The sequence below is a fragment of the Streptococcus suis genome (assembly GCF_016743335.1).
GTDB classification, from domain to species: domain Bacteria; phylum Bacillota; class Bacilli; order Lactobacillales; family Streptococcaceae; genus Streptococcus; species Streptococcus suis_Y.
Genome location: NZ_WCJE01000012.1, coordinates 21,772 through 45,937, shown reverse-complemented (window position 1 = coordinate 45,937; position 24,166 = coordinate 21,772). Strand labels below are relative to the sequence as shown.

Genomic DNA, 24,166 nt, shown 5'->3' with positions numbered 1-24,166 from the left:
ATTTTCCTAGCCTAATAATATTGTTTTATTTAGGTAATCCTACCTCAAAAATAGTTCCTTTCGGTTGGTTATCTCTAACAGAAATTTTCCCACCTAGTGTCTTGATAATTTGCTGAGCCAGCGATAATCCTAGACCGAAACCACCTTTTTGACGCGTTCTAGCCTTATCAACTCGATAAAAGCGATCAAAGATTTTCTTCTTATCGGCATCGCTGATTCCCAAACCATTGTCGGCAACTGTGAAGTAGACAGATTTATCCTTGATATTAGCTGTAATTTGAATTCTGCCATCATCATCGGTATACTTCATGGCATTGTCAAATAAAATGGTAAGCAACTGTTTAATCAAGACCTTGTCTGTTCGAATCGGCTGATGAATCAAATTATTAACTGTTAGTGTTTTTCCATTTTCTTCGGCAATCATAAGGTAATTAGCAAAGATTTCATCAAAATAGTTGGGTTGGACATCGATCATATCAACTTTTAAGCCATCATCACGACGAGCCAAATTGAGCAGGTTCGTTGTCAATAATCGCATATTTCGAACTTCTTCCAAACTAGATCCGATGCTTTCACTACTCTCTAAAATCGTCGCTTCGGGATGGCGAAACAGGCTCTCCAAGCGATTTTGGAGAACAGCCAACGGCGTACGCAACTCATGACTAGCATTTTCAACAAAGTCTTTTTGCTTTTGATAGCTAATTAGAATCGGACGTATACTAAGATTTGATAGGTAAATACTGGCCAAGATAGAAATGAGCCAAGCTGATACCATAACAATAGCAACTGTCGATTCATAGGTCTCAATGGAGGATTTTATTTGGCTGACATTCACTAAAATTGTCGCATATTTTATATCATAGGACGAATAATAACCTAGTTCATCTGTAGCCAGCTCAATCGTCACATAGCGATAATCTTCAGACATACCGAAGCTTGATTCAACCGTTGCTTCCTTAATTCCGCCCAATTTTTCCTTATCTAACGGTAGGTCGGCCAAACCAGTAAAAGTATCTGGATTGACCATTTCTCCACTTTTACTATAGAGTAAGACATGAGTATTGATACCTAATTTCAGCTGTTCTACATCTCTAGTATTTTTTTGATTTTTAGGAACAGGCATGCTATCTGAGCTAGAGCTCGTCGTTTCTTCACTAGTTGGGCTATCTTGAAGTATAAAGACAGAGTTAGGCTCATAGGTTCTTGCGATTGCAAAACCAACAGCCATCGCTGGCTCTTCCTTAATCCGTTTCAAGGTATTATCTGAATTTTGATACATAGTTGAACGCATTAATTGAAAAATGATAGCTGTCATCAAACCAAAAATCAGGGTAAATACTGCAAAATAACGGATAAAGAAGGAAAATTTATCCGTGTACATTAATTTTTTTAATCGCTTAGGCATTTTTTAGAATGTATCCGACACTACGCAGGGTTTGAAGATTTTCCCCGAAGGTCGTTCCTTTCAACTTTTTCCTAATTTTAGAAACATATACTTCTACTACTGAAATAGTAGTGTCACTGTCAAATCCCCAAATACGGTCAAAAATTTGAGTTTTTGGCAAGATAACATTTTGATTTTGCAAGAAGTAGACTAGTAGATCGAATTCTTTTCCTAGCAATTCAACTTCTTCGCCATTTACAGTTGTAGAGTTTGTCGATAAGTCAACGGTCACGTCCCCATAAGTCAGTGTGTTTTCATTAAACTTGCCCGATCGTTTTAATAGAGCTTGAATTCGCATCTTCAATTCTTCTAAATAAAACGGTTTTGTCAAGTAGTCATCAGCTCCCAATTCAAAACCATGGCCTTTATCCTCTAGACTTTCCTTGGCTGTTGTAATCAGAACAGGTGTCGTAACACCTTTTTCACGTAACTCTTTCAAAACTTGGAAGCCGTCTTTTTCAGGTAACATTAAATCTAATAAAATTAAGTCGTACACACCAGTTTCCGCTTCATAGATTCCTTCTTCTCCATCAAAAACTTGCATAACATCCGCAAAATCATCTAGGAAGTCAAAAACTGAATTGGATAGGCTTAAATCGTCTTCTACTAACAAAATCTTAATCATGTCTATCTCCTTAACCTAATATCTAAAAGACAATTCAAAGACACAAGTAAAAACTTGGTCTTTGAACATATTTTTTCACTTTAATAAGTTGCCTCTGCATTTCTGTCAGAGTTTAATTCATTATACCACTTATCTCAAATTTTTCCTATTGGTTTGAAGTGCTAGAACTACCTGAAATTTGGGATTTTATTTCTTGATTCTTCTCTTTTAAAGCATTTACTTCATCAGAAGAAGTACTCGAGTTTGACTGAGTTGCTCCACTTGTTGCATCATGAGGGGAGGTACCTTGTCCAGGTGGCATGCCTTGGGTATTGCCATTTTGACCAGGTGGCATACCACGCATCTCACCGTTTCGACCAGATGGCATTCCTTGGGTTGTTTCGCCTGTTGCATCTGGTGGAGTCATACCTTGACTATTCCCATTCTGTCCTGGAGGCAGGCCTTGAGTGTCTCCATTTTGACCAGGTGGCATGCCTTGCATACCACCATTAGAGGCGGGCGGCATTTGATTACCTGCGATTGAATTAGCTTGTCCGTTCGTTGCTCCATTCTGAGCTAATGCAGCTTGGCTTTGTGTCGATACAGCTGTTGAAGATTTTGAAATGCTCATACCTCCAGCAAAACCTACAGTTGCTGCCGTAATAGCAACCGCTGCCAAAACTGTTTTCGACTGTGACTTTAATTGATTGATCATTGACATAAAATTCCTCTTTTCAATAAAATTTTATCATAGCGAGTCTTTACTCACCTGATGACACGAACAGTATAGAATGAGAAACTTAAACCAAGCTAAAGATTCATTGCATTTTCCTTAAAGCAAACTAAAAGAAGTCCTTTCGGACTTCCATCTTACAATTCGGTAATGTCGCCTGTTCGTAGGTAAACAACCCACTCACAGATATTTTTAGCATAGTCACCAACACGTTCCAAGTAAGTCAACACTTGGAAATAGTCACGACCAGCAACCAAGGATTCTGGATTCTTCTTGATTTCTTCTGTTGTTAATTCTTGGATGGCTGAATAAAAGTCATTGACGATTTCGTCACGAGCCGCTACTTCATAAGCGACCTCAACATCAGAGTTTGCTAGATATAGTTCGAGCGTTTCCTCAACAAGTTTGCGAACTTCTTTCCCCATTTTCTTGACTTCTTCCTCGACTACAGGAATGCGAACTTCGCCCTTCATCCGAATAGCAGCTTTTGCAATAGACACAGCATGATCCCCCATACGCTCCAAGTCGCTGGTTGCTTTTAAAACAGTGATAACACTCCGTAAATCTGTAGAAACTGGTTGTTGAAGGGCGATGATTTCAAGTGATTTTTTCTCCAATTTTACTTCGAAAGCATTAATTTTCTTGTCTGCTTCAATCACTTCTTTAGCCAACTCACGATCATGTGTTGTAAAGGCACGAACGGCATTGTTGATTTGTGCCAACACTTCGTTCCCCATGGCGTAAAATTGGTTATGAAGTTTTCCTAATTCCTCTTCAAATTGAGCTCTTAACATGTGAACCTCTTTCTTTTTCTTATAGGCCTTAGCCGAACTTACCTGTAATGTAGTCTTCTGTTTCTTTATTGGCAGGATTCAAGAACATTTCTTTTGTCAGATTGTATTCTATCAAATCGCCATCAAGGAAGAAACCTGTTCGATCTGAAATACGTGATGCCTGTTGCATAGAACGTGTTACTAGCACCATTGTATACTTATCTTTCAGACCATAAAGTGTGTCCTCAATTTTACCAGCTGAGATTGGGTCAAGGGCTGAAGTTGGCTCATCCAACAAAATAATTTTTGGGCTTGTTGCCAATACGCGGGCCACACATACACGTTGCTGCTGACCACCTGAAAGTCCAACTGCTGAGTCATGCAAGCGATCTTTGACCTCGTTCCAAATAGATGCACCAATCAAAGAACGCTCAACTGCTTCGTCCAAGACCTGCTTGTCCTTGATACCGTTAATACGTAAACCATAAACGACATTCTCATAGATAGACATCGGGAATGGGTTTGGTTGTTGGAATACCATACCGATTTCCTTACGAAGATCAACAGTATCCGTACGAGGACTGTATATGTTCTTTCCGTTGTAATCAATCGCACCTGTCAATGTTACCTCTGGGTTTAAATCTCCCATACGATTAATAGAACGCAAGAGGGTTGACTTACCAGAACCAGATGGTCCAATCAAAGCAGTAATTTCATTTGGATAGAAATCGATTGACACATTATTCAAGGCTTTTTTCTTGTTATAGTAAACAGACAAATCTTTTACTTGTAAAATAGGTGATGTCATTTGTTCCCTTTCTATCCAAAATGTCCTGAAACGTAGTCACTAGTTGACTTGAGTTTTGCATTCTGGAAGACGTTTGCTGTCTTATCATATTCAATCAAGTCACCCAGATAGAAGAAAGCTGTGTAATCACTTGCACGAGCTGCTTGTTGCATATTGTGCGTAACAATGATAATGGTGTAGTCCTTCTTCAATTCAAACATAGTTTCTTCTAACTGCATAGTCGCAATTGGATCCAAGGCTGATGCAGGCTCATCCATAAGCAAGATTTGTGGTTTTACAGAGATAGCTCGTGCAATACACAAACGCTGTTGCTGTCCACCTGATAAGGTAAAGGCTGACTTGTGCAAGTCATCTTTTACCTGATCCCAAAGGGCTGCTTGTTTCAGAGAAGTTTCAACAATCTCATCCAAAACCTGCTTATCTTTCACACCTGCACGTTCATGTGCGAATGTGATGTTGCGGTAAATCGATTTTGCAAATGGGTTGGGACGTTGGAATACCATTCCGATATGCTTACGAATTTCGTAAACGTTCATATCTGGTCTATTGATGTCGATTCCTTCATAAAGAATTTGACCGGTTACCTTAGCAATATCAATAGTATCATTCATACGATTAAGACTGCGAAGATAGGTTGATTTCCCACACCCTGATGGTCCAATCAAGGCTGTAATTTTATTTTTTTCGAACTGCATATCAATGCCCTTGATCGCTTCATTTTTACCATAGTAAACATGAACATCTTTTGTCGAAAGGGCGATATTCTCCTCTGGAAAAGTAATGATATGGCGTTCATTCCAGTTGTAATCTGCCATTTTTTCTCCTTATAAGTCAGACTTCTAGGCTGCTGAAGTCATTTTCGCATGAAGTTTCTTACCGATATATCGTGCAGAAAGGTTGAAAATCAAGATGAAGACCAAGAGGATGGCTGCTGAACCAGCAGAAACTTGGGTTGCATCTGGAATTGTACCTTCGCTGTTGACCTTCCAAATATGAACCGCGAGAGTTTCTGATTGACGGAAGATAGAAATCGGACTCGTAACACTCAATGGATTCCAGTTTGACCAGTCAAGAGCTGGTGCTGACTGACCAGCCGTGTAGATAAGAGCTGCTGCCTCACCGAAGATACGACCAGATGCCAAGACGATACCTGTAACAATACCAGGCAGTGCTTCTGGAATAACAACATGGAGAACAGTTTCCCAACGTGATAGACCAAGAGCCAATCCTGCTTCACGTTGTGTATGGTGAACGTGACGAAGGCTGTCCTCTACGTTACGTGTCATCTGTGGTAAGTTGAAGACTGTAAGAGCCAAGGCACCTGATAAGATAGAAAAACCGTACTCAAACTGAACAACGAAAATCAAGTAACCAAACAAACCAACGACAACGGATGGAAGAGATGACAAAATCTCAATACAGGTACGGATAAAGTTAGTCAATGGACCTTTTTTAGCATATTCAGCCAGATAAATACCTGCACCAGTTGACAAGGGAACAGAAATTAAGAGCGTTACAACCAATAGGAAGAATGAGTTGTAGAGCTGAATTCCAATACCACCGCCAGCTTTGTAAGATGAAGATTTACTTGTCAAAAAATCCCAGCTTACATGTGGCAGACAACGTAGCAAGATGTAAAGAATCAGTGACGTCAGGATAACGACAATCACACCAGCGATTGAGTAAAGAATTCCAGTCGCCAATTTATCAAATTTTTTAGCGTGCATAGTTTTTCTTACCCTCTCTTGTAATAAATTTCATAATCATGTTAAAGATAAGGCTCATCAAGAGCAAGACTAGGGCCAAGGACCATAGGACGTTGTTCTGAACAGTTCCCATAACCGTATTACCGATACCCATTGTCAAAACAGAAGTCAAAGTCGCTGCTGGCGTTGTCAAGGAAGTCGGGATAACCGCTGAGTTACCAACTACCATCTGAATCGCCAAGGCTTCACCAAAGGCACGCGCCATTCCGAAGATAACGGCCGTAAAAATACCTGGCTTAGCAGCATTCAAGATAACACGCCAAATCGTCTGCCAACGAGTGGCTCCCATAGCCAAACTTGCTTCGCGGTAGTGACGAGGTACTGCACGCAAACTATCTACCGTCATAAAGGTTACTGTTGGCAAAATCATGACAAAAAGTACAAATACACCCGACAAGATACCGAAACCTGTTCCACCGAAGATTGAACGTACAAATGGCACAACTACTTGCAAACCAATGAAACCATATACAACCGATGGAATACCAACCAAAAGTTCGATAACCGGTTGTAAGATTTTTGCACCACGTTTTGGTGATATTTCTGTCATAAAGACTGCTGCACCGATTGCGATAGGGGTCGCAACAACAGCTGACAGAATCGTAACAATGAAAGAACCTGAAATCATTGGCAGGGCACCAAATATTTTCGAGCTTGGTTCCCACTTGCTTCCAAATAAGAAATCAGTGATGCTCACACCGTCAACAAAGAAAGTCGATAATCCACGCTGTGCAACGAAAATCAAAATCATTGCAACAATAAAGACAATCAATGACAGACAAAGGAATGTAATTACCTTACCAAACTTCTCTAATCGAGAGTTTTTAGATGGAGACGATAACTCTTTTGCTAGTTGTTCGTTTTTCATGCTTACTCCTTCTCAGACACCGTGCCATCAGCACTTTTCACAACTTTCATATCGTTGATAGAAATGTATCCCATACTTTCAACGATACCATCTTGAACCTCATCTGACATCATGTAATCTAAAAATTCTTCTGTCAAATCAGTCGCATTTCCCATCGTATACATATGCTCATAGGACCAAATTGGCCAATCATTTGTTGCTACATTTTCAGCAGTTGGTTCAAAACCGTTTAACTTAATTGTTTTAACGGAATCATCTAGATAAGCAAATGATAGGTAGGAAATTGCACCTGATGTCTGAGCAACAATAGATTTTACCATACCGTTAGAATCTTGTTCTTGACTCTGAGTTGCGGTTTGTCCATCCATGATAACACTATCAAAGGTCGCACGTGAACCTGAACTAGCTGCACGGTTAATGATTGAAATTTCCAAATCCTTACCACCCAGTTCTTTCCAGTTGGTAATCTCACCAGTGAAAATCTTACGAAGATCTTCTGTGGTAATATTATCAACTGTGACTTTTTCATTGACAATCACAGCAAGACCTGCAACGGCAACTTGATGGTCTACCAATTTGCTGGCATCAATCCCTTCTTTTTCCTCAGCAAATACGTCAGAGTTACCAATCTGAACTGCTCCAGACTGAACTTGTGACAAGCCAGTACCTGACCCTCCACCCTGAACGTTGACGGATTTACCGATATTGACACTACCAAATTCATCTGCTGCTGCCTCAACAAGTGGTTGAAGCGCTGTCGAACCTACGGCTGTAATAGACTCTCCTCGATCGATCCAAGAAGAACAACCTGAAAGAGCCATACTACTCAAAAGAAACAAAGCTGCAATTCCAAGCTTCTGCTTTTTTTTCATTTCGTTTTTTCCTTTACATTTTTCAGTGGAATCTCCTAAAATTAACTCTGTATTTTACATAGAATTTACAAGTTATTTCCACTCATCCACTATATCATATAAAAAGACAAGTTGCAAAAAAAAATTGCTGATTTATTTTAAAATCTCAACCCTTTTGGAAAGCCGTTTTTAAGCGTTCCAGATACAATTTTTGCGAAACCAAGACCGTTCCCCTGAACTGCTACCTGATACCAGCCATTAGATAAATCCTTGGACACAGCTATTGTATGTCCAGCAGTATAGGACGAGAATTCTTCTGAGCTGATTTCCACTCGATTTTTAACCTCCGAACTATGGAGTGCTAGACCTAAAGCAAAACTTGGTTCAAATCTTTTTTTCTTAAACGTCCCCAAGTGAAGACCATTTCGAGCAATCTTTACTTTTGACAAATCAGGAAGGCCGTGTGGCAGTAGATAGAGATTGTCGCCAAAAACCTGCAGTAAACCATCCAATTGAACCCTTAAATGCTTCTGTTCAAATTCTTTCCAGAGAGCTTGTTGTTCTCTATTCAAATTGGATTTTCCTGGTTTTAATTTTTTCTGACTGACTTCCCCTAGAAATCTAAATTTGGCAACGAACTGACCTTCTCCTGCAAAATGGTGGGGATACATACGAGCAACTTCTGGATAACCGACTCCTTCTACCATTCCATTGATTTTAGGAATGTCTATTAGTTCCAAATCAAACTGTTCTAAGAGCCACGTCACTACTTCTTCATTTTCCTCTGGTGACCAAGTGCAAGTAGAATAAATCAATTGACCATCTGGAGCCAACATGTTCAAGGCCGATTCTAAAATTTCACGCTGTAAGCTGGCACATTGTGCTGGATAATGTTTGGACCAATATTGAATCGCATCGGGGTCTTTTCGAAACATCCCTTCACCTGAACAGGGAGCGTCTAGGACAATCATATCGAAATATCCTGGAAAGACCTTTTCCAAGCGGTCTGCTGATTCATTTGTAACAACAACATTCCTCGCTCCGAAACGCTCAATATTTTCAGCCAAAATTTTTGCACGTTTGTTAGAAATTTCATTACTAACCAAGAGCCCCGTATTTTCTAAGTATGAAAGCAAGTGAGTAGACTTTCCTCCTGGCGCTGCTGCCAAGTCCAATACTTTCATCCCTTTTTTCGGTGCTGCAATCTGACCGACAACCTGTGCAGCTGGCTCTTGTGAGTAGACTAAGCCAGTTACATGTTCTGGAGACTTTCCTGAGACCTTACCATAGTATGACCAAGTCATATTAGGGATTGGTTGCTCAAAGTCCAATTGGCTTTCTTTAAGAGGATTTGTGCGAAATCCTGAGATTGGCTCTTGTTCAAAACTCTCAAAAAATGCTTGGGCTTCACTACCAAGCAAATGATTATATTTATCTATAAAATCCTGTGGTAATTGCATTAGAATATATATCCCTTCACTTCCTCAAGATGGGATTCTGATACTAGCATGACAAACTCTCGCTTATCATAGGCCAGACTCGGACCATCAAAACTTAACATGACTAAGCCTAAAGAGGAACCAATAATACTGGCTGCTGCGTAGTCCCAGGGACACAGATAAGAAGCATAGGCAAATAATCTTCCTTCCAGAACGTGGGCGAAACCAATTCCAGCACTTCCTACAGATCTTGTTCCTAAACTTTGATTTGCTAATTCTGCCACTCCATGTGCATTGCCTGCGTACAACTTTGCATTGATTCCTATCAAACTCTGACGAAGAGGGCGCAGCTCTGGTTTCTTTAAGCGTTCTTGATTGCAATAAACAGGGAATGAATCTCCTCCATGGAAAAGTTTGTCTCGCATGACATCATAAATGATACCGAACTTTCCTACTCCATTTTCAAAATAGGCAATCATAATGGCAAAATCAGTTTTCTGAGCAATAAAATTTGTGGTGCCATCAATTGGATCAATAACCCAAACATTTCCCTCATGAATAGAAGAAACGTCCCCACCTTCCTCACCTAAAATCCCATCACCCTGATAGCGAGATTGAATCTGTTGAGTCAGCATTTCTTGCACTTGTTTATCAAGGTGTGTTACCAAGTCTGTAAAGTCACCCTTTTCTTCAATCTGAAGATCATCATGTAAATGCTGTCGGAGAAAATTTCCAGCTTCCAGGACAATCGTTTGGGCAAAGTGATACTTAGTTTCCAAAACGAATAACTCCTTTCCCTTTATCTCGAGCAGCCTTAACAACTCGATAGGTTGAATAACCAGAAACTGCTTCAAAGTCACGATCAATTTGACGTTCCTGTCCCTTACTTTTAACAACATCTTTGAAGCTTTTATAACTAGCTAATATAGCTACCGCATCTGCTCCTTTTTCATAAGCTGCCTCCACCTGATTCAAAAAAGAAAGCACGGAGGAAATCTCCTCTGTGCTCCACGAAAAATCAAGTGGATATGAATAATTTTTGTTCATATCTGTTATCTTTCTTATCCTATTTCTGCTCTCAATGTAGCATTTTTTAGTTCTTGTTTGCGATACTTCCGCGGAAGAAATGCACGAATTTCATCTTCGTTAAAACCAATCTGCATCCGTTTTTCGTCCAAAATAATCGGACGTCGTAAGAGACTCGGATAGGTTTCGATTAACCCAATAAGCTGCTTCACAGAAAGCTCATCAACATCAATATCTAGTTTCTGAAAAACTTTTGAACGGGTAGAAATCAAGTCATCTGTCCCATTTTCTGTCAATGCTAAAATGTTCTTCAATTCCTCAGCAGTTAGAGGGCTAGTCATAATATTGTGCTCAATAAAAGGGACTTCGTGACTTGTCAGCCAAGCACGAGCTTTACGACAACTGGTACAACTCGGTGACAAAAATAAAGTAATCATGTCTTCCATCCCCTCTAAAAACATTTTTCTTCTTATAGTATACTCTAACTTAAAAGAGTTTTCAATAGTAAATCTAATCTCTTCCCTGTAATTTTTCCAAAGATTCTATTTTTTTCTCTAAGCGTAGCAATATTTCGTTTTGTTCATCTATTTTTGCCATCAAGGTATCCAACTTCGTTTCACGCTCTGTTTCAGAGAAAAAACGAGTTATTGTAGAGGTAACCATACCAAAAGTACAAATACCAACCAACATCAAGAGGATGGCTATAATTTTAGAAATCGTATCTTGGGGGGACAATATCTCCGTACCCTACAGTTGTCATCGTTACAATGGACCACCAAAGTGCATCAAAGAATGATTTCCCTTCAATCACTGATAATAAGACACTTGCAACTAGAACCGCTGAGATATTTAACATCAACACTTTGGATAAACTGTTGGTATGCAATAGCTTGTTGATTGTATCCCAAAATCGATTAGACAGGGCAAATATTCTCGTTACTTTGACTAATCTGAAAAGTCGTGCAAGTCTTCCCAAGCGAAGAAAACTGAAGAATAAATCGAATGGAATAATAGCAATTAATTCTAAGATATGGCCCTGTACATATTCAAGTATGTCATCCGCATAATAAAGCTGAGCAAAATAATCGCAGACAAAAACAAACCATAAGAGCAAGTCTAGTACCCGATACCCACTAGAATTAGCAATATTAGCATCCATCAATGCAAGTACGATAAGAAATACATAGACTACAGCTATGTAGGTCATAGCCTTCTCATAAAAAGGATGACGAATCAATCGTTTAAGCATATTTCTCCCATTGCAAGGCAAATTCCTCATCAGATTTCATCTGCTCCATCAAACCTTCAATCCCATCAAATTTAACCATATCTCGAATTTTTTCCAACCAATAAATTGTGATTTTTTCTCCGTAGATAAAGCGATCAAATCCAAAAATATGGGCTTCAATCCGCATCTCCGTTCCATCAAAGGTCACATTTTTCCCAACGCTTGTCATAGCTCGATAGCGTTTTCCATCTACTTCGACATCAGCGACGTAGACTCCCTCTGCCGGCAAATGTACTCGGTCAAATGGTGCCAGATTTGCTGTAGGATAGCCAATAGTGCGCCCTCTGGCATCTCCATGCACCACAATTCCCTCCGTCATAAATGGATAACCTAAAAGTTGATTAGCTAGAGAGACATCCCCTGACTGGATAGCCTGACGAATGCGAGTTGAAGAAACTTTCTCTCCGCCCAGGCTCACTTCACTTACAATTTCTACCTGACCATCAAATAACTCTGTCAAATCTTTGACATCTGCTCTGCAATTGCCGAAATGATAATCAAAACCCGCCACCAAGACCTGGGCATTAAGACCACTTATGTAGCGGTCCAAAAACTGCTGTGGAGTATTGCTGGCAAATTCACTGGTAAAGTTGGTCAAAACCAGCTGGTCCACACCGTATGTTTCTAGGAGGCGGTAGCGTTCATCTTGACTGGTCAAATGGAGCAAGAGCTCGGGAGCAAAACGGGCAAAGGCCAAGCGAGGGGACTCTGGAAAGGTCAGTACGGACACTGACAATTCTTTTTCATCTGCAACTTGTCTAGCACGGTCTAAAAGGGCCTTATGCCCCAAATGAATCCCATCAAAATAGCCCAATACCAAAACTGTCGGCTCTTCCTGATGGAGTTCTTGATAATTTTTTATCGTTCTAATCTTCATATTGTTTATTTTATCACAACTAGGCTAAAACTTCTTCTAGAAAAACCTTACGAGGCTTGTAAACTTGGTCACGTTTTTCCAGGATAGCCACCAGTTTCTCCCTATGAAAACCTGCCAACAATTCCGCCTGACTATCTAAGGCTATAAAACGACCATATCTAGCTTCAATCACTTGCTCAATCGTCAAATCTACAATCGGCAAGTCACCAATTCCCTGCTCAATAGGGCGGAGGAAAGAATAATCATTTTGAGCAACCTTTTCAGCAATCTCTTCGATTGTCAGGGCATCAGCCAGGCTCATACCAGCTGAACCTGTACGCTCCAGCTTAGACATGTGACTGGCGTAGCCTAACTTAGCCCCTAAGTCAACAGACAGGGTACGGACATAGGTGCCCTTGCCACAGCGAACTCGGAAGGTAAAACGTGCACAATCATCTGTCAATTCAATAGGACTAGTCCGTTCAAAACTATATATGTCAATTTGGCGTTGGGGACGTTCGACTTCTTCACCCGCCCGTGCGTATTCGTAGAGTTTGCGGCCATTTACTTTGACGGCGGAATACATGGGTGGAATCTGGGTAATAGTACCGACAAAACTAGCCATAGCCTCATCAACTGCCTGCTCTGCTATGTCCAAAACCGGTGTCTGCTCAACAATCTCACCAGAAGCATCCTCTGTCGTGGTCGAATAGCCAATGGTAATCTCCCCCTCGTAGATTTTCCCCTCATCCTGCATGTACTCAATCATGCGCGTGGCCTTGCCGACTGCAATGGGCAGAACACCTGTCACATCTGGGTCCAAGGTCCCCCCGTGACCAATCTTCTTCTCCTGCAAAATCTTGCGGAGCTTAAAAACAACATCGTGCGAGGTCATACCCGCCTCTTTTTTTACATTAATAATTCCTGAAATCATTCTTCCATTATAACACAAAGGACCGCTCTTGTGGGCGGTCCAATATCAATCACTCATCATAAAAACGGTAGCTACCAAAGGTTGTACCTATCAAATTCTCAAGTTCCTTGTGAATACGTCGCATGGTTCCAGAAGGTGCCACTTCATATGTAACAGCCTCTTCAATCCCGACCTCTTCCTCCTCATCATAGCCCCAAGAAAATATCAATGGAGCATCATAATAGCCTTTGTCACCAAATTTTATTGTTGACCACTCCAATAGCTTGATTTCTTTCAAAAATTCTCTAAATTTTTTCACCTTGCTTTTACGAATGGGAGTAAAATCTACCGTATCTTCAACTAGGCCATCTATACCTATTTTTCTCTTCATTGATGATAAAAACTAGATATACTAAATATCCCGATGAAAATCGCTATCAATCTCAAAAAATGGTTGGATATCCTGAACATACTCCAAAACGCCTTGAAACTCTCCTTGGTCATCACGCACTGCCTTATAGACCACATAGACAAACTTGCCCATGCTCTCGGACTTGAACCACATGGTGACCTGGTCTTTTTGCCCTGTGCGGAGCAAGTCAAAAATCTTCTTGACCTTGTCCACTATTTTGGGAGGATGGCAGAGCTCCACATGGCGTCCAATCTGGCTTGACGTTCGTTTGAAAATCATGTCTTCAACAGGGTGGCTGTCATTATAATATTGGAAAATGTCATCATGTTCATTGCTATCTTCCTAGTAATCCATCCAATATTTCGATCAATTTTTCTTTTTCCTGACTCTCATTTGTTTTAAACCTGATTAGAGGGAGGTCGCATTTTTTCAAAATGTTATCCTTCATAATATCACGTTCAAACTGCTTAGAATTACCTTTGTGGAATGCATATCCATCTACTTCTACAGCAAGTACAGGGGCTTTGGTAAGTCTATTAATTATCAAAAAATCAAGGTGCGTATTTCCATGCCTTGCATACTTGGCTTCCACTTCTGTTAGTCGAGTAAAATCCTTCACAAGATTATGCAGTTTATAGTCATGTATAACATCTAAACTATTATATTTTTCATCGCTCACAAACACTTCCCTAATCCGATGATACATTAAATTCTCAGAATCATATCGCGATATCCGTTTTCGTTTTCTAAAATATTCCTCCTTTTCTTGCTCATACTGTTTGTATAAGTAATCGAAGATGGAATATATAGGGCTCTCTCTTACTTCAAAATTATTATATTGTATATATCCCAATAAATCACTAATATTTTTATCTAATGATTGCTCATTCCCAGTCATGACAAGAAATAATTTATTTTTAGCTCTTGATATCGCCACATTTAGTAAGTACGGATCATCCGTAAAACGTGTTATGCTATTATCAACCGTGGAGATGATTATCGTATCTTTTTCTTTTCCCTGAAACTTATGGACTGTATCGCTTTCCAAATCATCAATTTGCTCTTGCAACTTCTCTTTCTGCTTTCGATAAGGCGTGACAACTCCCGTCCGCTCCCGATAGATTTCATAATTTGGAATAACATCTTTCAGAATTATATCAATCTCTCTCTGACTATAGTGATCACGAGCGTGATTTCCCTTAGGTGTTCTAATAGCCTGAAGAACATCTTTTTCCCCTTTATCACCTGTCATAATCACTAAGTCACCATTATAAAACTTTTGATTGCAGAAATTGATAATTTTGGGATGACATCTATAATGCTCTCGTAATAGCGTTTCTGGAATATTCGGAATCACTTTTAGTACCGATTGAAGAAAACTGTTTGTGTATTCATAACCACTATGAACACCATATTTATGGAAAAGCTGAGCACTACTTTCTTTGACATCTTTTGTGACAATATGCGGTAGCTGTTTACTATCTCCAACAACTACAACATTTTTAGCACAGGATAATGCTAGTGCCCCAGTTGTAATATCCACTTGTGAGGCTTCATCTATGATTAAATAATCATAGGTAATATTCTTTCCTAAACTTGTTGTTGATGAAAATGTTGTACTAAGAACAATGGGATATTCTAGAAGAACTCGTCTCGATTGTTTCCGTAAATCTTCCTTTGTAAACTGTACTCTTTTTCTTCCATTCCCATACTTACTAACTAGAAAATTTTTGAAAATCTTTAATGAATCACTGGTCAAATTGTTTAAAACTTCCGTACCATTTAAGTGAACCAATTCTTCTTGAAGAGTTTCTAATTTATTCCTTATTTCTGTTTGTTTATGCTGATAAAATAGGTTCTGAAATTGTATTGTCAAATCAGATAATTCTTGTTTATAAAGTTCCCAGTTTTTAACACCATATAATAAAAAGTTTTTTATCTTAAAAATTAAACCTAACCTTCTATTCTTTTTATAGAATTCCTCAAATTCATTCCAAAGCTTAAATAACTTCTTAGAAGAATACAGTTTTAATTCTATAGGCGATATATTTATGTGCTCAAAAAAATCTTTGAAATGGCGAAATTCCGTTTCTAATTCTGAAAGTTCTTGTCTCAGATTAGCCACTTCTTCCTGAATTTCAAAAATACGAGGAAGCCTACGAATCTTTTCATTTAGTTCCTTATCAAGGCTTTCCATACCATTATCTTTTAATCTCCAAGAAGAAAAATCAGGGTACATACTATACTGATTGAGAATAAAATTATTTTTATTTTTTTCACTTCCAAGATAAGCCACGGGAAAGTCAAGACCATAGTTCTTTAGTTTTTCGTAAATATTATCAATGGCTGCATTATTATTAGAAACAATTAGAACCGTCTTATTCCGTATCACTATATTAGCTATAATATTCAGAATCGTTTGTGTCTTACCAGTTCCAGGAGGTCCTTGAATGACACTAAATTGATTTATTAAGGCATTTTTTGTTGCTTTATATTGACTATTATTACAACCAAAAGGGAAAATCAGTTCCCCATGAAACGGCAAGGTATTCTTCTTACTGGGACTTAGATAGCTCGCTAAAGCAACTGTTTTGTCTACGTAATCCAATTCCTCATACCTTTTTAACAAGAGCAATTGATCAGTCCCAGAGTTTCTCAGAGGATTCAGCTTAGATAGTTCCGTCAAATAACTAAAAATATGACGACTATTCGAATGTGTCAACTCATTTTGCCGTATTTCTAGGTCTCTCCCCATATATAATTTTCCAGTGCCATTTTTGTAGCGGATGATATAAGCCCGTGAGTGCGTTCCATTGAATTCAAACATTGACTCAATATTATTTAATAAAACCCCATCTTGCCTTCTATAAACTCCTATCTCTGAAGGATTCAACTGTTTGGAAAACTTCAGCACCTCAACTCTCTGCACATTGTAGCGATAAGGTTGGACATTATTTTTAAAATAAATTTCAAAGTAGAGCTTCCCTTTGTAACGAATCGATTGAAGCGACTCGATATTTTCTGACTTGTCCTCTCCATCAATCAAAATTATTTTTCTATCTTTCACTATATCTCCACTCTCACTTTCAATCTTAATCTTCCTCCTCCCTCAACGCCTCAAACTTGGCTTTCATGGTTGGGTTATTGCGAGTGAGTTTTTTGACGGAGACGTCGTCTAGCTTATTATTGGCTAGGCGAAGCTGGTTTTCGCTGGTGGTCAGGGCTGCCTTGACAGCTTCCATCCGCTTAATAGCCTTGTCGATTTCATCAATAGCTTTTTGGAAATTGTTGCTGGCCGATTGATAGTTTTTGGCAAAAGCATTCTTGAAAATTTCCAAATCTTCTTCAAAATGAGTAATATCGATATTTTGCTCCTTAACCAAGGCTAACTCCTGCTGGTATTGCAGACTATTGAGCGCAGCATTTCGTAAAATTCCGATTAATTGGATAAAGAACTGTGGTCGAATAACATACATCTTCTCATATTCATGACTAACATCCACAATCCCTGTATTGTAATAGTCATTGTCCGCCTCTAGCATGCTGACTAATACAGCATATTCACACTTTTTCTCCCGACGATCCTTATCCAACTCCTTAAAGAAATCAGCGTTTTTATGCTTGGTCTTGGTCGTATCTGCCTCATTTTTCATTTCGAACATGATGGAAATAAATTCCAAGCCCGACTCGTCAAAATCACGGAAGATGAAATCTCCTTTTGAACCGGACGCTGATACTTCGTTGTCCTTCGCAAATTTGGCACGTGGAAAAGCATAGGAACGAACCTTGTTAAACTCCGCCTCAGCAAATTGCTCCAAGCTCTCTCCAATTGCTTTAGTAGACTGCTGGGCCTTGAAATTTTTGTAAAATTCCACCTGCTCATCCGCCGCCTTGAGCCGTACTTCGTACTCCTGACGAGTGGTCGCCAGGGCTAACTCTTGCTTTTGTTCCTGCAAAACCAAAGCATTTTGTGCCGCATCCCGCTCTTTTTCCACCTGAGCTACCGCCTGCTGCAACTCCAAGTCCTTGGCGAGACCGATTTGCCCCAACTGAGCCTTAAGCTCTTGGATTTCTTGGTCTTTTTGGGAAATAGCAGAGCTGATTTCCAGTTCCGTCTGACTAGCAAATTTATCAAGTTTTGCGGTCAGTTCCAGAATCTCCTTATCCTTATCACTCAATCTAGCCTGCAAATCATTTTCAGCCTTCTGGCTTAATAATTCTCGTTCCCGCTCCAATCGTTCATGGATTTCCTTGTCAAACTCCACACCACGCACCTGGGCTAAAAGCTGACTATATTCTGTTTCATTGACCTGAAAGGCCGTCCCACAATGGGGGCAAGTAATTTGATGCATATGCTCTCACTTTCTTCTTTTAAAATAAGATATTAATTTATGTAAAACCGTAGCTACTCCCAACGCCAATAAAAAATAAAAGAAACGAACCGCATTTCTAGCATCTGGAAGTGATAGAGCCCAAAGGACAAAAATCGTTACAGCAGTCGGCCATCTCCAGCCCCAGGTCATCTTCCGTTTGATAAACCATTCCATCCAATCTTCATTAGAATCAAACCGTGTTTCATAATATTCTTCTTTCAGTTGTTCCCACCACTTTTTCATAACAGCCTCCTTTCAGATCACAGACCTTCTAATTCAAGATCCAGAAAAGTCTTCCACTTTTCCTGCAAGGGTTGACGTACAGGCGGCTCCTTACCTTCTAAGACTTTTTTGATACATTCATTTTGCACCAACCAGCCTGTCATGTCTTTTTGAGCATTCGCAAATTCATTACCAAAATCTTCTGGAATTCGTTCTTCAAAAGTAATCAAGGTCTGATTTTCTAGCTGAGACAGTGTAAATGAAACTGTTGCTGAATCCCACGTGTAGGCAATTTTCTCATTTTTTCGATATTCCAGTAAATCCATGCTTTCTCGGAAGTCTTCCATTTCAAATATCAACTTGTCACCTTCAACCCTCAACTGTGGAAACCAGCGAGCAAAACCACTATCTGTCGCCAACAAGTCCCAAGCTTCTGTCAAACTAGCCGACACAGAATAGCAAATGCTGAGCAGGTAGTGCCCCGCCTCTTTCTTCACACTAATCTTCATATCATACTCCTATTCTATCCTTCTATTATACCAAAAAACACCGGTCTATAACCAATGTTCCATATATATTTATAATTTTTGACCATCAGTAAGCAGCCCATTCTCAATTTTTATACCGTATTTCTTCTAGTATTTCAATCATTCCTTTCTCATTTTATGCTATACTAGATGTATTGAAAACAAGGAGGTTTATATGATTAAACTAATCGCTCTTGATATGGACGGAACGCTCTTGAATGAGCAAAAAGAGTTGAAACAGCCACAGATTGATGCCATTCATCAGGCTGTTGAAGCGGGCGTCAAGATTGTTCTTTGTACTGGTCGGCCCTTGGCTGGTGTTAAACCTTTCGTAGAGCAGCTCGGCTTTGACACCGAGGAAGAATTTATCATTGTCAATAACGGCTGTTCAACCCATTCGACAGAGGATTGGAGCCTGATTGACTGGGAAGAACTATCTATCTCTGATATTGATTATCTTTCCACTTTTATTGAAAATGATGATGTGCAAATCTCTCTTTTTGATGAGGAAGACTACTTCGTTCTTGCAGAAAAAGCCAATGCACGCGTTAATTTAGACGCAGGTTTAGTAGGAATGACTCCTCAACCAATTGATTTAAAAGAAGCCAAGTCAGGTCAGCATCGCTTCTTTGAAGCCATGTTCGTCGGTGAAAAAGAGCACATTGATGCCTTTGAAAATCAACACAATCCTGTACTCAGCCAAAGCTATTCCACCGTTCGTTCACAGGAGTATCTCTTGGAAATTTTGCCAAACGGTGCAAGCAAAGCCACCGGTTTGAAAAAATTGGCAGACCACCTCGGTATCCTTCCAGAAGAAATCATGGCTATGGGAGATGCCAACAACGACCTGGAAATGATTGAATTTGCTGGTTTAGGAATTGCCATGGGCAACGCCAATGAGCAGGTCAAGGCTATCGCCCAGGACATCACAGACACCAATGAAAACAATGGCGTTGCCAAAGCCATTGAAAAACATATTTTGAACAAATAAGGAGATACTATGAAATACCCAACACTTTTAGACCGCTTTTTAGTCTATGTCAAAGAAAACACTCGCTCAGATGAAAATTCGACAACTACACCTTCTACCCAAAACCAAGTCGAGTTTGCACAGAATATCCTCTTGCCTGAAATGAAACGCATCGGCTTACAGAATGTCCACTACCTGCCAAACGGCTTTGCTGTGGGAACACTGCCTGCCAACGACCCAAGTTTGACACGTAAGATTGGCTTCATCGCCCACATGGATACGGCTGATTTCAACGCTGAAGGTGTCAATCCGCAAATCATCGAAAACTACGACGGCAACCCAATCGCTTTGGGAACTTCTGGCTATGAATTGCATCCAAAAGACTTCCCACAACTTGCCAACTACCACGGTCAAACCCTGATTACCACAGACGGTACTACCTTGCTGGGCTCTGATGACAAGTCAGGAATTGCAGAAATCATGACAGCTATTGAATTCCTAGTCCAAAACCCCGACATCAAACACTGTGAAATCCGTGTCGGCTTTGGTCCTGACGAAGAAATCGGTGTCGGGGCAGACAAGTTTGATGTAGAAGACTTCGATGTCGATTTCGCCTACACCATAGACGGTGGACCGCTGGGCGAACTCCAGTACGAAACCTTCTCAGCAGCAGGTGCCAAGATTGATTTCCTTGGACGCAATGTCCACCCAGGATCTGCCAAGGATCAGATGATCAATGCCTTCCAACTAGCTATCGACTTCCACAATACCCTTCCAGAAGCAGACCGCCCTGAGAAAACAGAAGGCTATGAAGGTTTCTTCCATTTGATGAATATGGAAGGTAGTGTCGATACTGCTTCTACCACCTACATCATCCGTGACTTCGAGGAAGCAGATTTCCAAGCCCGCAAACAGCTCATGCTGGACATTGCTGAGAAAATGAATGCCAAGTTTGACACACCACGTGTCATTGTCAACCTACATGACCAGTACTACAACATGAAGAAAATCATCGAAAAAGATATGACTCCAATTAACATTGCTAAGGACGTTATGGAAAATCTAGGCATCAAGCCACTGATTGAGCCTGTTCGCGGAGGAACAGATGGCTCTAAGATTTCCTTCATGGGCATTCCAACGCCAAATATCTTCGCAGGTGGTGAAAATATGCACGGCCGCTTCGAGTTCGTCAGCTTGGAAACCATGGAAAAAGCTGTTGATGTGATTTTAGGTATTGTAGCATATAAATAAACAATTTGTTCAGACTTTCAATTGAAGGTCTGATTTTTTCTGAAAATCTTTCAAAATTTTTGAAAAACCACTTGTATTATTGAACTAATACTGTTATAATAGAACCATCAAAAAGAAATGGAGTTTTATTATGACAGAAGAAACATTAGCACAGGGAATTCTCATTGGCATTTGGGGTACAACACTACTATTTTCATTTATTTGGTATATTCTTGTTGCTATTTCCAACTACATCCTCTTCAAAAAAGCAGGCTACGCTGGTTGGAAATCATTGATTCCAATCTACAATCTCTATATCCAACAATGCATCGCCTTTGGCTATGAAAAAAGATGGTTCATTCTATTCTTACTGATTCCACTAGCAGGACCATTATATGGCATCTATCTCGTTTACAATTTTGGTCGTAGCTTTGGTTTATCAGCTGTACAAGCTATCTTCTATGTTCTTCTTACACCTATCTTTAACCTCTACATCGCCTTTAATGATGGAAGTCGTTACCAAGGTCCACAAGAATTCTTTATTGATTAATATACAATCAAGCCCCCGCACACGCGGAGGCTTTTTTAAACGAATAGAAAAATAAGAAGAACCATCATGACTAGGCTGACCAAAATAGATAAGGAGTTAATATTGGCAGGTTCAGCTGAGCGACTACCTAACTTTAATGCATAAATTGGGGACATGACTGAAATCGGAGAGACTAGACAGACCAGCAACATGATTTTCATCGTTTTATCAATAGGTAGAAGAAAATAAATGACTCCTGCTATTAGAATATTCGCACCCAGCCTCAAAGAGAGAAGATAGACCAATCGACTAATTTCTTGCCAATTCAATTTTAAATCAAGCAAGATTCCCAACATGAGCATGGCTAAAAAAGGATTGGCGTTACTGGCTATCGTCAGCGCAGAGATAAGTTCGCGTGGAAGTTTGATAGAGCAGACTGCTAACGATAGGCTAACTAGATAGACTACTAGTGGAACTGAGCGTGAAAGATTCTTTATAAAAGTTGCAACGGTCATTCTTTCCTGCTCTTCATCCACACCAGCTGCGATACTGTAATTCCCGCCTAGAACCATGATTGCATTCCCCGCATCAAATACGATGACGCTTAGTAGACTAGATAGCGGAAAAAAAGCTTGCACAAATGGGAGTGTAAAGGTTCCGATATTATAGCCTGATAACTGCATAAGACCGACGGAAGTCTGTTGACCAGACTTCTTCGCTTCCCAGTATCCCACCATATCCAAAAAAAGATTACAAAGAATTCCTAATATGAAGGGAACGTATAAATCTATAGATACTTGGGCTGTCGCTGAAGCTACAAGGAGAGAAGCTGGTAGCGTAACATTCATCACTAAGCTAGAAAAGATCCTTGCATCTTCCCTTCGAACAATCCCTTTGACTTTTAATGTATAACCTAAACCGATAACAAAGATAAAACCGAGAGCACGGGCTAATAATTCAAGTTCATTCATGAAACTAGTATAGCATATAGAAAAGAATTTTGATGATATATAAAAATTTTATATAATCGCTTGATTTTGCTAAACAATAGGTATATAATTTATATATAAAATAATTACATAAAGATAAAGAGGTGAGTTTATGTACTACCCCGTATCCTCTATCTTGATTGAATTTCTGATCTTGGCCATCGTAGAGAAACAAGATTCTTATGGCTATGAAATCAGTCAAACCATCAAGATAGTTGCTGATATAAAGGAATCCACGCTCTACCCTATTTTGAAAAAATTGGAAAAGGCTGGCTATGTCACCACCTACACCCAAGAATTTCAAGGGAGAAAGCGGAAATACTATACCATTACTCCTGCTGGACGTGAGCACATCCCCTTCCTGCAGGGTGAATGGAATAGCTACAAAGACCATATTGACGGAATTATAGAAGGGAGCTTACGAAAATGACACGCGCAGATTATTTGAACCAACTGGAACAAGCATTATTTCAACTTCATCCAAGTGCCAGACAGGAGGCTTTAGACTACTTCAATGAGTATTTTGACGAAAAGGATAACGACGAGGAAGCTATTATAGAGCTAGGAACACCTGATGAAGCAGCAAAAGAAATCATTGCCAATCTACCTGAAGATGCCCTAATCACCGAGAAAGACCAAGCAAGTCCACATTCATCTAAACCATTTGATTTCAACTTTGATTTTGATTTTCAATTTGACTGGGAGAATTTTTTCAACAATTTTAAACATTCAGCCTATCAAGCTAGGGCAAGAATTAAATTGACGTCGAAAATCGAAGAATTACCTGAGTTTTCAAATCTACAGATTTCGCTCGAAGATCAGGCCCTTAGTGTTCAAAGTTATGAAGGAGAAGCTGTCTTATTGCACAATCCTGTTTCAGAAGATGGCAGCTACCAGGCTTTTGACTATCAACTGGTTCAGGATAGTTTGTACCTAACAAGCAAGCCTGCCCCTAATCACCTCTACTTCTCAAACAATCAAACCAGCTCTGCTATTCTCAAAATCCCTAAAAAACTACTGCCCCTTACTAGTCTCAATCTGAAAACGACAGATAGCAGTCTAACAATAGTGGACATGCAAGTATGCGAACAGCTAGTCATCAATGCAGAAGATAGCAGTATCAGCATGACGAAAGTGAGCTGCCCAAGCTCTGCTCTACGGTTAGAAGACTCTACATTAACTATCTCAGAGGGACAGCTGAGCGAGTTAAAATTGGAAGCCAGCGATGCTGTTATCACTCTGACAAGCCTTAACCTAGCAAATGCAAACATACGCTTAGAAGACTGCATCTGGAATCTCAAAGAATGTGACTTGAACGGCAAGCTCAGTTGTCAGGCTGAAGATTCTGTCTTAACCTATAAACCAAGTACGGACATCAGTTTGGACATATGGGAGGAAGATTCTAGCCTTAAACTTCCAAAGGATAAGGCGTTTACAATGATGAAAGAGGGTGACATCACTCATCTCAGCTACAAGCAAGAAAATAGCCCTGCACAGCTTGTTATCCATTGTCAAGACTGCCAGCTTAGCATAGGATAAAGGAGG

Annotated in this window: 26 protein-coding genes and 2 pseudogenes; 5 read left to right on the top strand and 23 right to left on the bottom strand. The window is 39.8% G+C overall.

Features of this window, described 5'->3' with window-relative positions; all coding sequences use genetic code 11:
* Nucleotides 1-25: 25 nt before the first annotated feature.
* The 22 genes and pseudogenes from F9856_RS05190 to F9856_RS05085 form a co-directional block, all read right to left on the bottom strand.
* Nucleotides 26-1,405: a sensor histidine kinase gene (locus tag F9856_RS05190; RefSeq protein WP_033875427.1), complete on the bottom strand. Its 1,380-nt coding sequence runs from the start codon at nucleotides 1,403-1,405 to the stop codon at nucleotides 26-28.
* Entirely contained in the window at nucleotides 1,398-2,069 is a 672-nt protein-coding gene (locus tag F9856_RS05185) for a response regulator transcription factor (RefSeq protein ID WP_002940863.1), read from the bottom strand. Before F9856_RS05185 ends, F9856_RS05190 begins: the two co-directional genes overlap by 8 nt.
* Nucleotides 2,070-2,214: 145 nt before the next feature.
* Nucleotides 2,215-2,769, bottom strand: coding sequence for a hypothetical protein (locus F9856_RS12150; RefSeq protein ID WP_236659551.1), 555 nt, complete (start codon nucleotides 2,767-2,769; stop codon nucleotides 2,215-2,217).
* Nucleotides 2,770-2,918: 149 nt separating this feature from the next.
* Nucleotides 2,919-3,575: a phosphate signaling complex protein PhoU gene (gene phoU, locus F9856_RS05175; RefSeq protein WP_002940865.1), complete on the bottom strand. Its 657-nt coding sequence runs from the start codon at nucleotides 3,573-3,575 to the stop codon at nucleotides 2,919-2,921.
* A gap of 28 nt (nucleotides 3,576-3,603) precedes the next feature.
* Nucleotides 3,604-4,362 carry a phosphate ABC transporter ATP-binding protein PstB gene (pstB, locus tag F9856_RS05170; protein ID WP_002937614.1) on the bottom strand — a complete coding sequence of 253 codons (759 nt, stop codon included), beginning with the start codon at nucleotides 4,360-4,362 and terminating at the stop codon, nucleotides 3,604-3,606.
* An 11-nt stretch (nucleotides 4,363-4,373) separates the two neighbouring features.
* A complete protein-coding gene (gene pstB / locus F9856_RS05165; RefSeq protein WP_002940866.1) occupies nucleotides 4,374-5,177 on the bottom strand; it encodes a phosphate ABC transporter ATP-binding protein PstB in 804 nt (267 codons plus the stop codon).
* A gap of 24 nt (nucleotides 5,178-5,201) precedes the next feature.
* Complete coding sequence (pstA, locus tag F9856_RS05160) at nucleotides 5,202-6,089, bottom strand: phosphate ABC transporter permease PstA (RefSeq protein ID WP_202105964.1); 888 nt, start codon at nucleotides 6,087-6,089, stop codon at nucleotides 5,202-5,204.
* Entirely contained in the window at nucleotides 6,079-6,996 is a 918-nt protein-coding gene (gene pstC, locus F9856_RS05155) for a phosphate ABC transporter permease subunit PstC (protein WP_002937619.1), read from the bottom strand. The genes pstA and pstC overlap by 11 nt, the downstream gene beginning before the upstream one ends.
* A gap of 2 nt (nucleotides 6,997-6,998) precedes the next feature.
* On the bottom strand, nucleotides 6,999-7,868 hold the full coding sequence (locus F9856_RS05150) for a phosphate ABC transporter substrate-binding protein PstS family protein (protein WP_202105963.1): 870 nt from the start codon (nucleotides 7,866-7,868) through the stop codon (nucleotides 6,999-7,001).
* A gap of 137 nt (nucleotides 7,869-8,005) precedes the next feature.
* On the bottom strand, nucleotides 8,006-9,307 hold the full coding sequence (locus F9856_RS05145; protein WP_202105962.1) for an RsmF rRNA methyltransferase first C-terminal domain-containing protein: 1,302 nt from the start codon (nucleotides 9,305-9,307) through the stop codon (nucleotides 8,006-8,008).
* Nucleotides 9,307-10,065: an inositol monophosphatase family protein gene (locus tag F9856_RS05140; protein WP_002940870.1), complete on the bottom strand. Its 759-nt coding sequence runs from the start codon at nucleotides 10,063-10,065 to the stop codon at nucleotides 9,307-9,309. Before F9856_RS05140 ends, F9856_RS05145 begins: the two co-directional genes overlap by 1 nt.
* Complete coding sequence (locus tag F9856_RS05135; protein WP_024379624.1) at nucleotides 10,055-10,333, bottom strand: UPF0223 family protein; 279 nt, start codon at nucleotides 10,331-10,333, stop codon at nucleotides 10,055-10,057. The genes F9856_RS05140 and F9856_RS05135 overlap by 11 nt, the downstream gene beginning before the upstream one ends.
* Before the next feature lie 14 nt (nucleotides 10,334-10,347).
* Nucleotides 10,348-10,749 carry a Spx/MgsR family RNA polymerase-binding regulatory protein gene (locus F9856_RS05130; protein ID WP_009909989.1) on the bottom strand — a complete coding sequence of 134 codons (402 nt, stop codon included), beginning with the start codon at nucleotides 10,747-10,749 and terminating at the stop codon, nucleotides 10,348-10,350.
* Between the two features lie 73 nt (nucleotides 10,750-10,822).
* A pseudogene (locus tag F9856_RS12140) lies at nucleotides 10,823-11,561 on the bottom strand (potassium channel family protein).
* A complete protein-coding gene (locus tag F9856_RS05120) occupies nucleotides 11,554-12,477 on the bottom strand; it encodes a bifunctional riboflavin kinase/FAD synthetase (protein ID WP_202105961.1) in 924 nt (307 codons plus the stop codon). The pseudogene F9856_RS12140 and the gene F9856_RS05120 overlap by 8 nt, the downstream one beginning before the upstream one ends.
* Before the next feature lie 19 nt (nucleotides 12,478-12,496).
* Nucleotides 12,497-13,387 carry a tRNA pseudouridine(55) synthase TruB gene (gene truB, locus F9856_RS05115; protein ID WP_202105969.1) on the bottom strand — a complete coding sequence of 297 codons (891 nt, stop codon included), beginning with the start codon at nucleotides 13,385-13,387 and terminating at the stop codon, nucleotides 12,497-12,499.
* A 52-nt stretch (nucleotides 13,388-13,439) separates the two neighbouring features.
* Complete coding sequence (locus F9856_RS05110) at nucleotides 13,440-13,760, bottom strand: hypothetical protein (RefSeq protein ID WP_236659549.1); 321 nt, start codon at nucleotides 13,758-13,760, stop codon at nucleotides 13,440-13,442.
* A 21-nt stretch (nucleotides 13,761-13,781) separates the two neighbouring features.
* Nucleotides 13,782-14,105, bottom strand: a pseudogene (locus F9856_RS05105) (PAS domain-containing protein); the annotation flags it as partial.
* A gap of 10 nt (nucleotides 14,106-14,115) precedes the next feature.
* Complete coding sequence (locus F9856_RS05100) at nucleotides 14,116-16,848, bottom strand: AAA domain-containing protein (RefSeq protein ID WP_202105960.1); 2,733 nt, start codon at nucleotides 16,846-16,848, stop codon at nucleotides 14,116-14,118.
* Between the two features lie 25 nt (nucleotides 16,849-16,873).
* Entirely contained in the window at nucleotides 16,874-18,133 is a 1,260-nt protein-coding gene (locus F9856_RS05095) for a DUF2130 domain-containing protein (protein WP_202105959.1), read from the bottom strand.
* A gap of 6 nt (nucleotides 18,134-18,139) precedes the next feature.
* A complete protein-coding gene (locus F9856_RS05090; protein ID WP_044777021.1) occupies nucleotides 18,140-18,397 on the bottom strand; it encodes a hypothetical protein in 258 nt (85 codons plus the stop codon).
* Nucleotides 18,398-18,414: 17 nt separating this feature from the next.
* Nucleotides 18,415-18,885, bottom strand: coding sequence for an SRPBCC domain-containing protein (locus F9856_RS05085; protein WP_202105958.1), 471 nt, complete (start codon nucleotides 18,883-18,885; stop codon nucleotides 18,415-18,417).
* Nucleotides 18,886-19,078: 193 nt separating this feature from the next.
* Here F9856_RS05085 and F9856_RS05080 point away from each other — a divergent pair, with 193 nt between their 5' ends.
* The 3 genes from F9856_RS05080 (at nucleotide 19,079) to F9856_RS05070 (ending at nucleotide 21,653) form a co-directional block, all read left to right on the top strand.
* Nucleotides 19,079-19,894 carry a Cof-type HAD-IIB family hydrolase gene (locus tag F9856_RS05080; RefSeq protein WP_202105957.1) on the top strand — a complete coding sequence of 272 codons (816 nt, stop codon included), beginning with the start codon at nucleotides 19,079-19,081 and terminating at the stop codon, nucleotides 19,892-19,894.
* 9 nt (nucleotides 19,895-19,903) lie between these two features.
* Nucleotides 19,904-21,124 (top strand): peptidase T, encoded by a 1,221-nt coding sequence (gene pepT, locus F9856_RS05075; protein WP_202105956.1) that lies wholly within the window; start codon nucleotides 19,904-19,906, stop codon nucleotides 21,122-21,124.
* Nucleotides 21,125-21,254: 130 nt separating this feature from the next.
* Entirely contained in the window at nucleotides 21,255-21,653 is a 399-nt protein-coding gene (locus tag F9856_RS05070; protein ID WP_002940890.1) for a DUF5684 domain-containing protein, read from the top strand.
* A 35-nt stretch (nucleotides 21,654-21,688) separates the two neighbouring features.
* Here the strand turns inward: F9856_RS05070 and F9856_RS05065 are convergent, their stop codons facing one another.
* Complete coding sequence (locus tag F9856_RS05065; RefSeq protein WP_172034414.1) at nucleotides 21,689-22,603, bottom strand: AEC family transporter; 915 nt, start codon at nucleotides 22,601-22,603, stop codon at nucleotides 21,689-21,691.
* Between the two features lie 130 nt (nucleotides 22,604-22,733).
* On the opposite strand from F9856_RS05065, the gene F9856_RS05060 reads away from it, so the two are divergent.
* Both F9856_RS05060 and F9856_RS05055 read left to right on the top strand, forming a co-directional pair.
* Complete coding sequence (locus tag F9856_RS05060; protein WP_044760760.1) at nucleotides 22,734-23,051, top strand: PadR family transcriptional regulator; 318 nt, start codon at nucleotides 22,734-22,736, stop codon at nucleotides 23,049-23,051.
* Nucleotides 23,048-24,160 carry a DUF4097 family beta strand repeat-containing protein gene (locus F9856_RS05055; RefSeq protein ID WP_202105955.1) on the top strand — a complete coding sequence of 371 codons (1,113 nt, stop codon included), beginning with the start codon at nucleotides 23,048-23,050 and terminating at the stop codon, nucleotides 24,158-24,160. The genes F9856_RS05060 and F9856_RS05055 overlap by 4 nt, the downstream gene beginning before the upstream one ends.
* The last annotated feature ends 6 nt before the right edge of the window (nucleotides 24,161-24,166 follow it).

What these genes read in the sequence shown, in the direction of transcription:
- F9856_RS05070 (WP_002940890.1), top strand. Translation starts at nt 21,255, where the DNA reads ATGACAGAAGAAACATTAGCACAGGGAATTCTCATTGGCATTTGGGGT.
- pepT (WP_202105956.1), top strand. Translation starts at nt 19,904, where the DNA reads ATGAAATACCCAACACTTTTAGACCGCTTTTTAGTCTATGTCAAAGAA.
- phoU (WP_002940865.1), bottom strand. Translation starts at nt 3,575, where the DNA reads ATGTTAAGAGCTCAATTTGAAGAGGAATTAGGAAAACTTCATAACCAA.
- pstB (WP_002940866.1), bottom strand. Translation starts at nt 5,177, where the DNA reads ATGGCAGATTACAACTGGAATGAACGCCATATCATTACTTTTCCAGAG.
- F9856_RS05120 (WP_202105961.1), bottom strand. Translation starts at nt 12,477, where the DNA reads ATGAAGATTAGAACGATAAAAAATTATCAAGAACTCCATCAGGAAGAG.
- F9856_RS05150 (WP_202105963.1), bottom strand. Translation starts at nt 7,868, where the DNA reads ATGAAAAAAAAGCAGAAGCTTGGAATTGCAGCTTTGTTTCTTTTGAGT.
- F9856_RS05060 (WP_044760760.1), top strand. Translation starts at nt 22,734, where the DNA reads ATGTACTACCCCGTATCCTCTATCTTGATTGAATTTCTGATCTTGGCC.
- F9856_RS05130 (WP_009909989.1), bottom strand. Translation starts at nt 10,749, where the DNA reads ATGATTACTTTATTTTTGTCACCGAGTTGTACCAGTTGTCGTAAAGCT.
- F9856_RS05110 (WP_236659549.1), bottom strand. Translation starts at nt 13,760, where the DNA reads ATGAAGAGAAAAATAGGTATAGATGGCCTAGTTGAAGATACGGTAGAT.
- F9856_RS05055 (WP_202105955.1), top strand. Translation starts at nt 23,048, where the DNA reads ATGACACGCGCAGATTATTTGAACCAACTGGAACAAGCATTATTTCAA.
- F9856_RS05095 (WP_202105959.1), bottom strand. Translation starts at nt 18,133, where the DNA reads ATGCATCAAATTACTTGCCCCCATTGTGGGACGGCCTTTCAGGTCAAT.
- F9856_RS05145 (WP_202105962.1), bottom strand. Translation starts at nt 9,307, where the DNA reads ATGCAATTACCACAGGATTTTATAGATAAATATAATCATTTGCTTGGT.
- F9856_RS12150 (WP_236659551.1), bottom strand. Translation starts at nt 2,769, where the DNA reads ATGTCAATGATCAATCAATTAAAGTCACAGTCGAAAACAGTTTTGGCA.
- F9856_RS05190 (WP_033875427.1), bottom strand. Translation starts at nt 1,405, where the DNA reads ATGCCTAAGCGATTAAAAAAATTAATGTACACGGATAAATTTTCCTTC.
- pstC (WP_002937619.1), bottom strand. Translation starts at nt 6,996, where the DNA reads ATGAAAAACGAACAACTAGCAAAAGAGTTATCGTCTCCATCTAAAAAC.
- F9856_RS05080 (WP_202105957.1), top strand. Translation starts at nt 19,079, where the DNA reads ATGATTAAACTAATCGCTCTTGATATGGACGGAACGCTCTTGAATGAG.
- F9856_RS05090 (WP_044777021.1), bottom strand. Translation starts at nt 18,397, where the DNA reads ATGAAAAAGTGGTGGGAACAACTGAAAGAAGAATATTATGAAACACGG.
- F9856_RS05065 (WP_172034414.1), bottom strand. Translation starts at nt 22,603, where the DNA reads ATGAATGAACTTGAATTATTAGCCCGTGCTCTCGGTTTTATCTTTGTT.
- pstB (WP_002937614.1), bottom strand. Translation starts at nt 4,362, where the DNA reads ATGACATCACCTATTTTACAAGTAAAAGATTTGTCTGTTTACTATAAC.
- F9856_RS05135 (WP_024379624.1), bottom strand. Translation starts at nt 10,333, where the DNA reads ATGAACAAAAATTATTCATATCCACTTGATTTTTCGTGGAGCACAGAG.
- F9856_RS05185 (WP_002940863.1), bottom strand. Translation starts at nt 2,069, where the DNA reads ATGATTAAGATTTTGTTAGTAGAAGACGATTTAAGCCTATCCAATTCA.
- F9856_RS05085 (WP_202105958.1), bottom strand. Translation starts at nt 18,885, where the DNA reads ATGAAGATTAGTGTGAAGAAAGAGGCGGGGCACTACCTGCTCAGCATT.
- pstA (WP_202105964.1), bottom strand. Translation starts at nt 6,089, where the DNA reads ATGCACGCTAAAAAATTTGATAAATTGGCGACTGGAATTCTTTACTCA.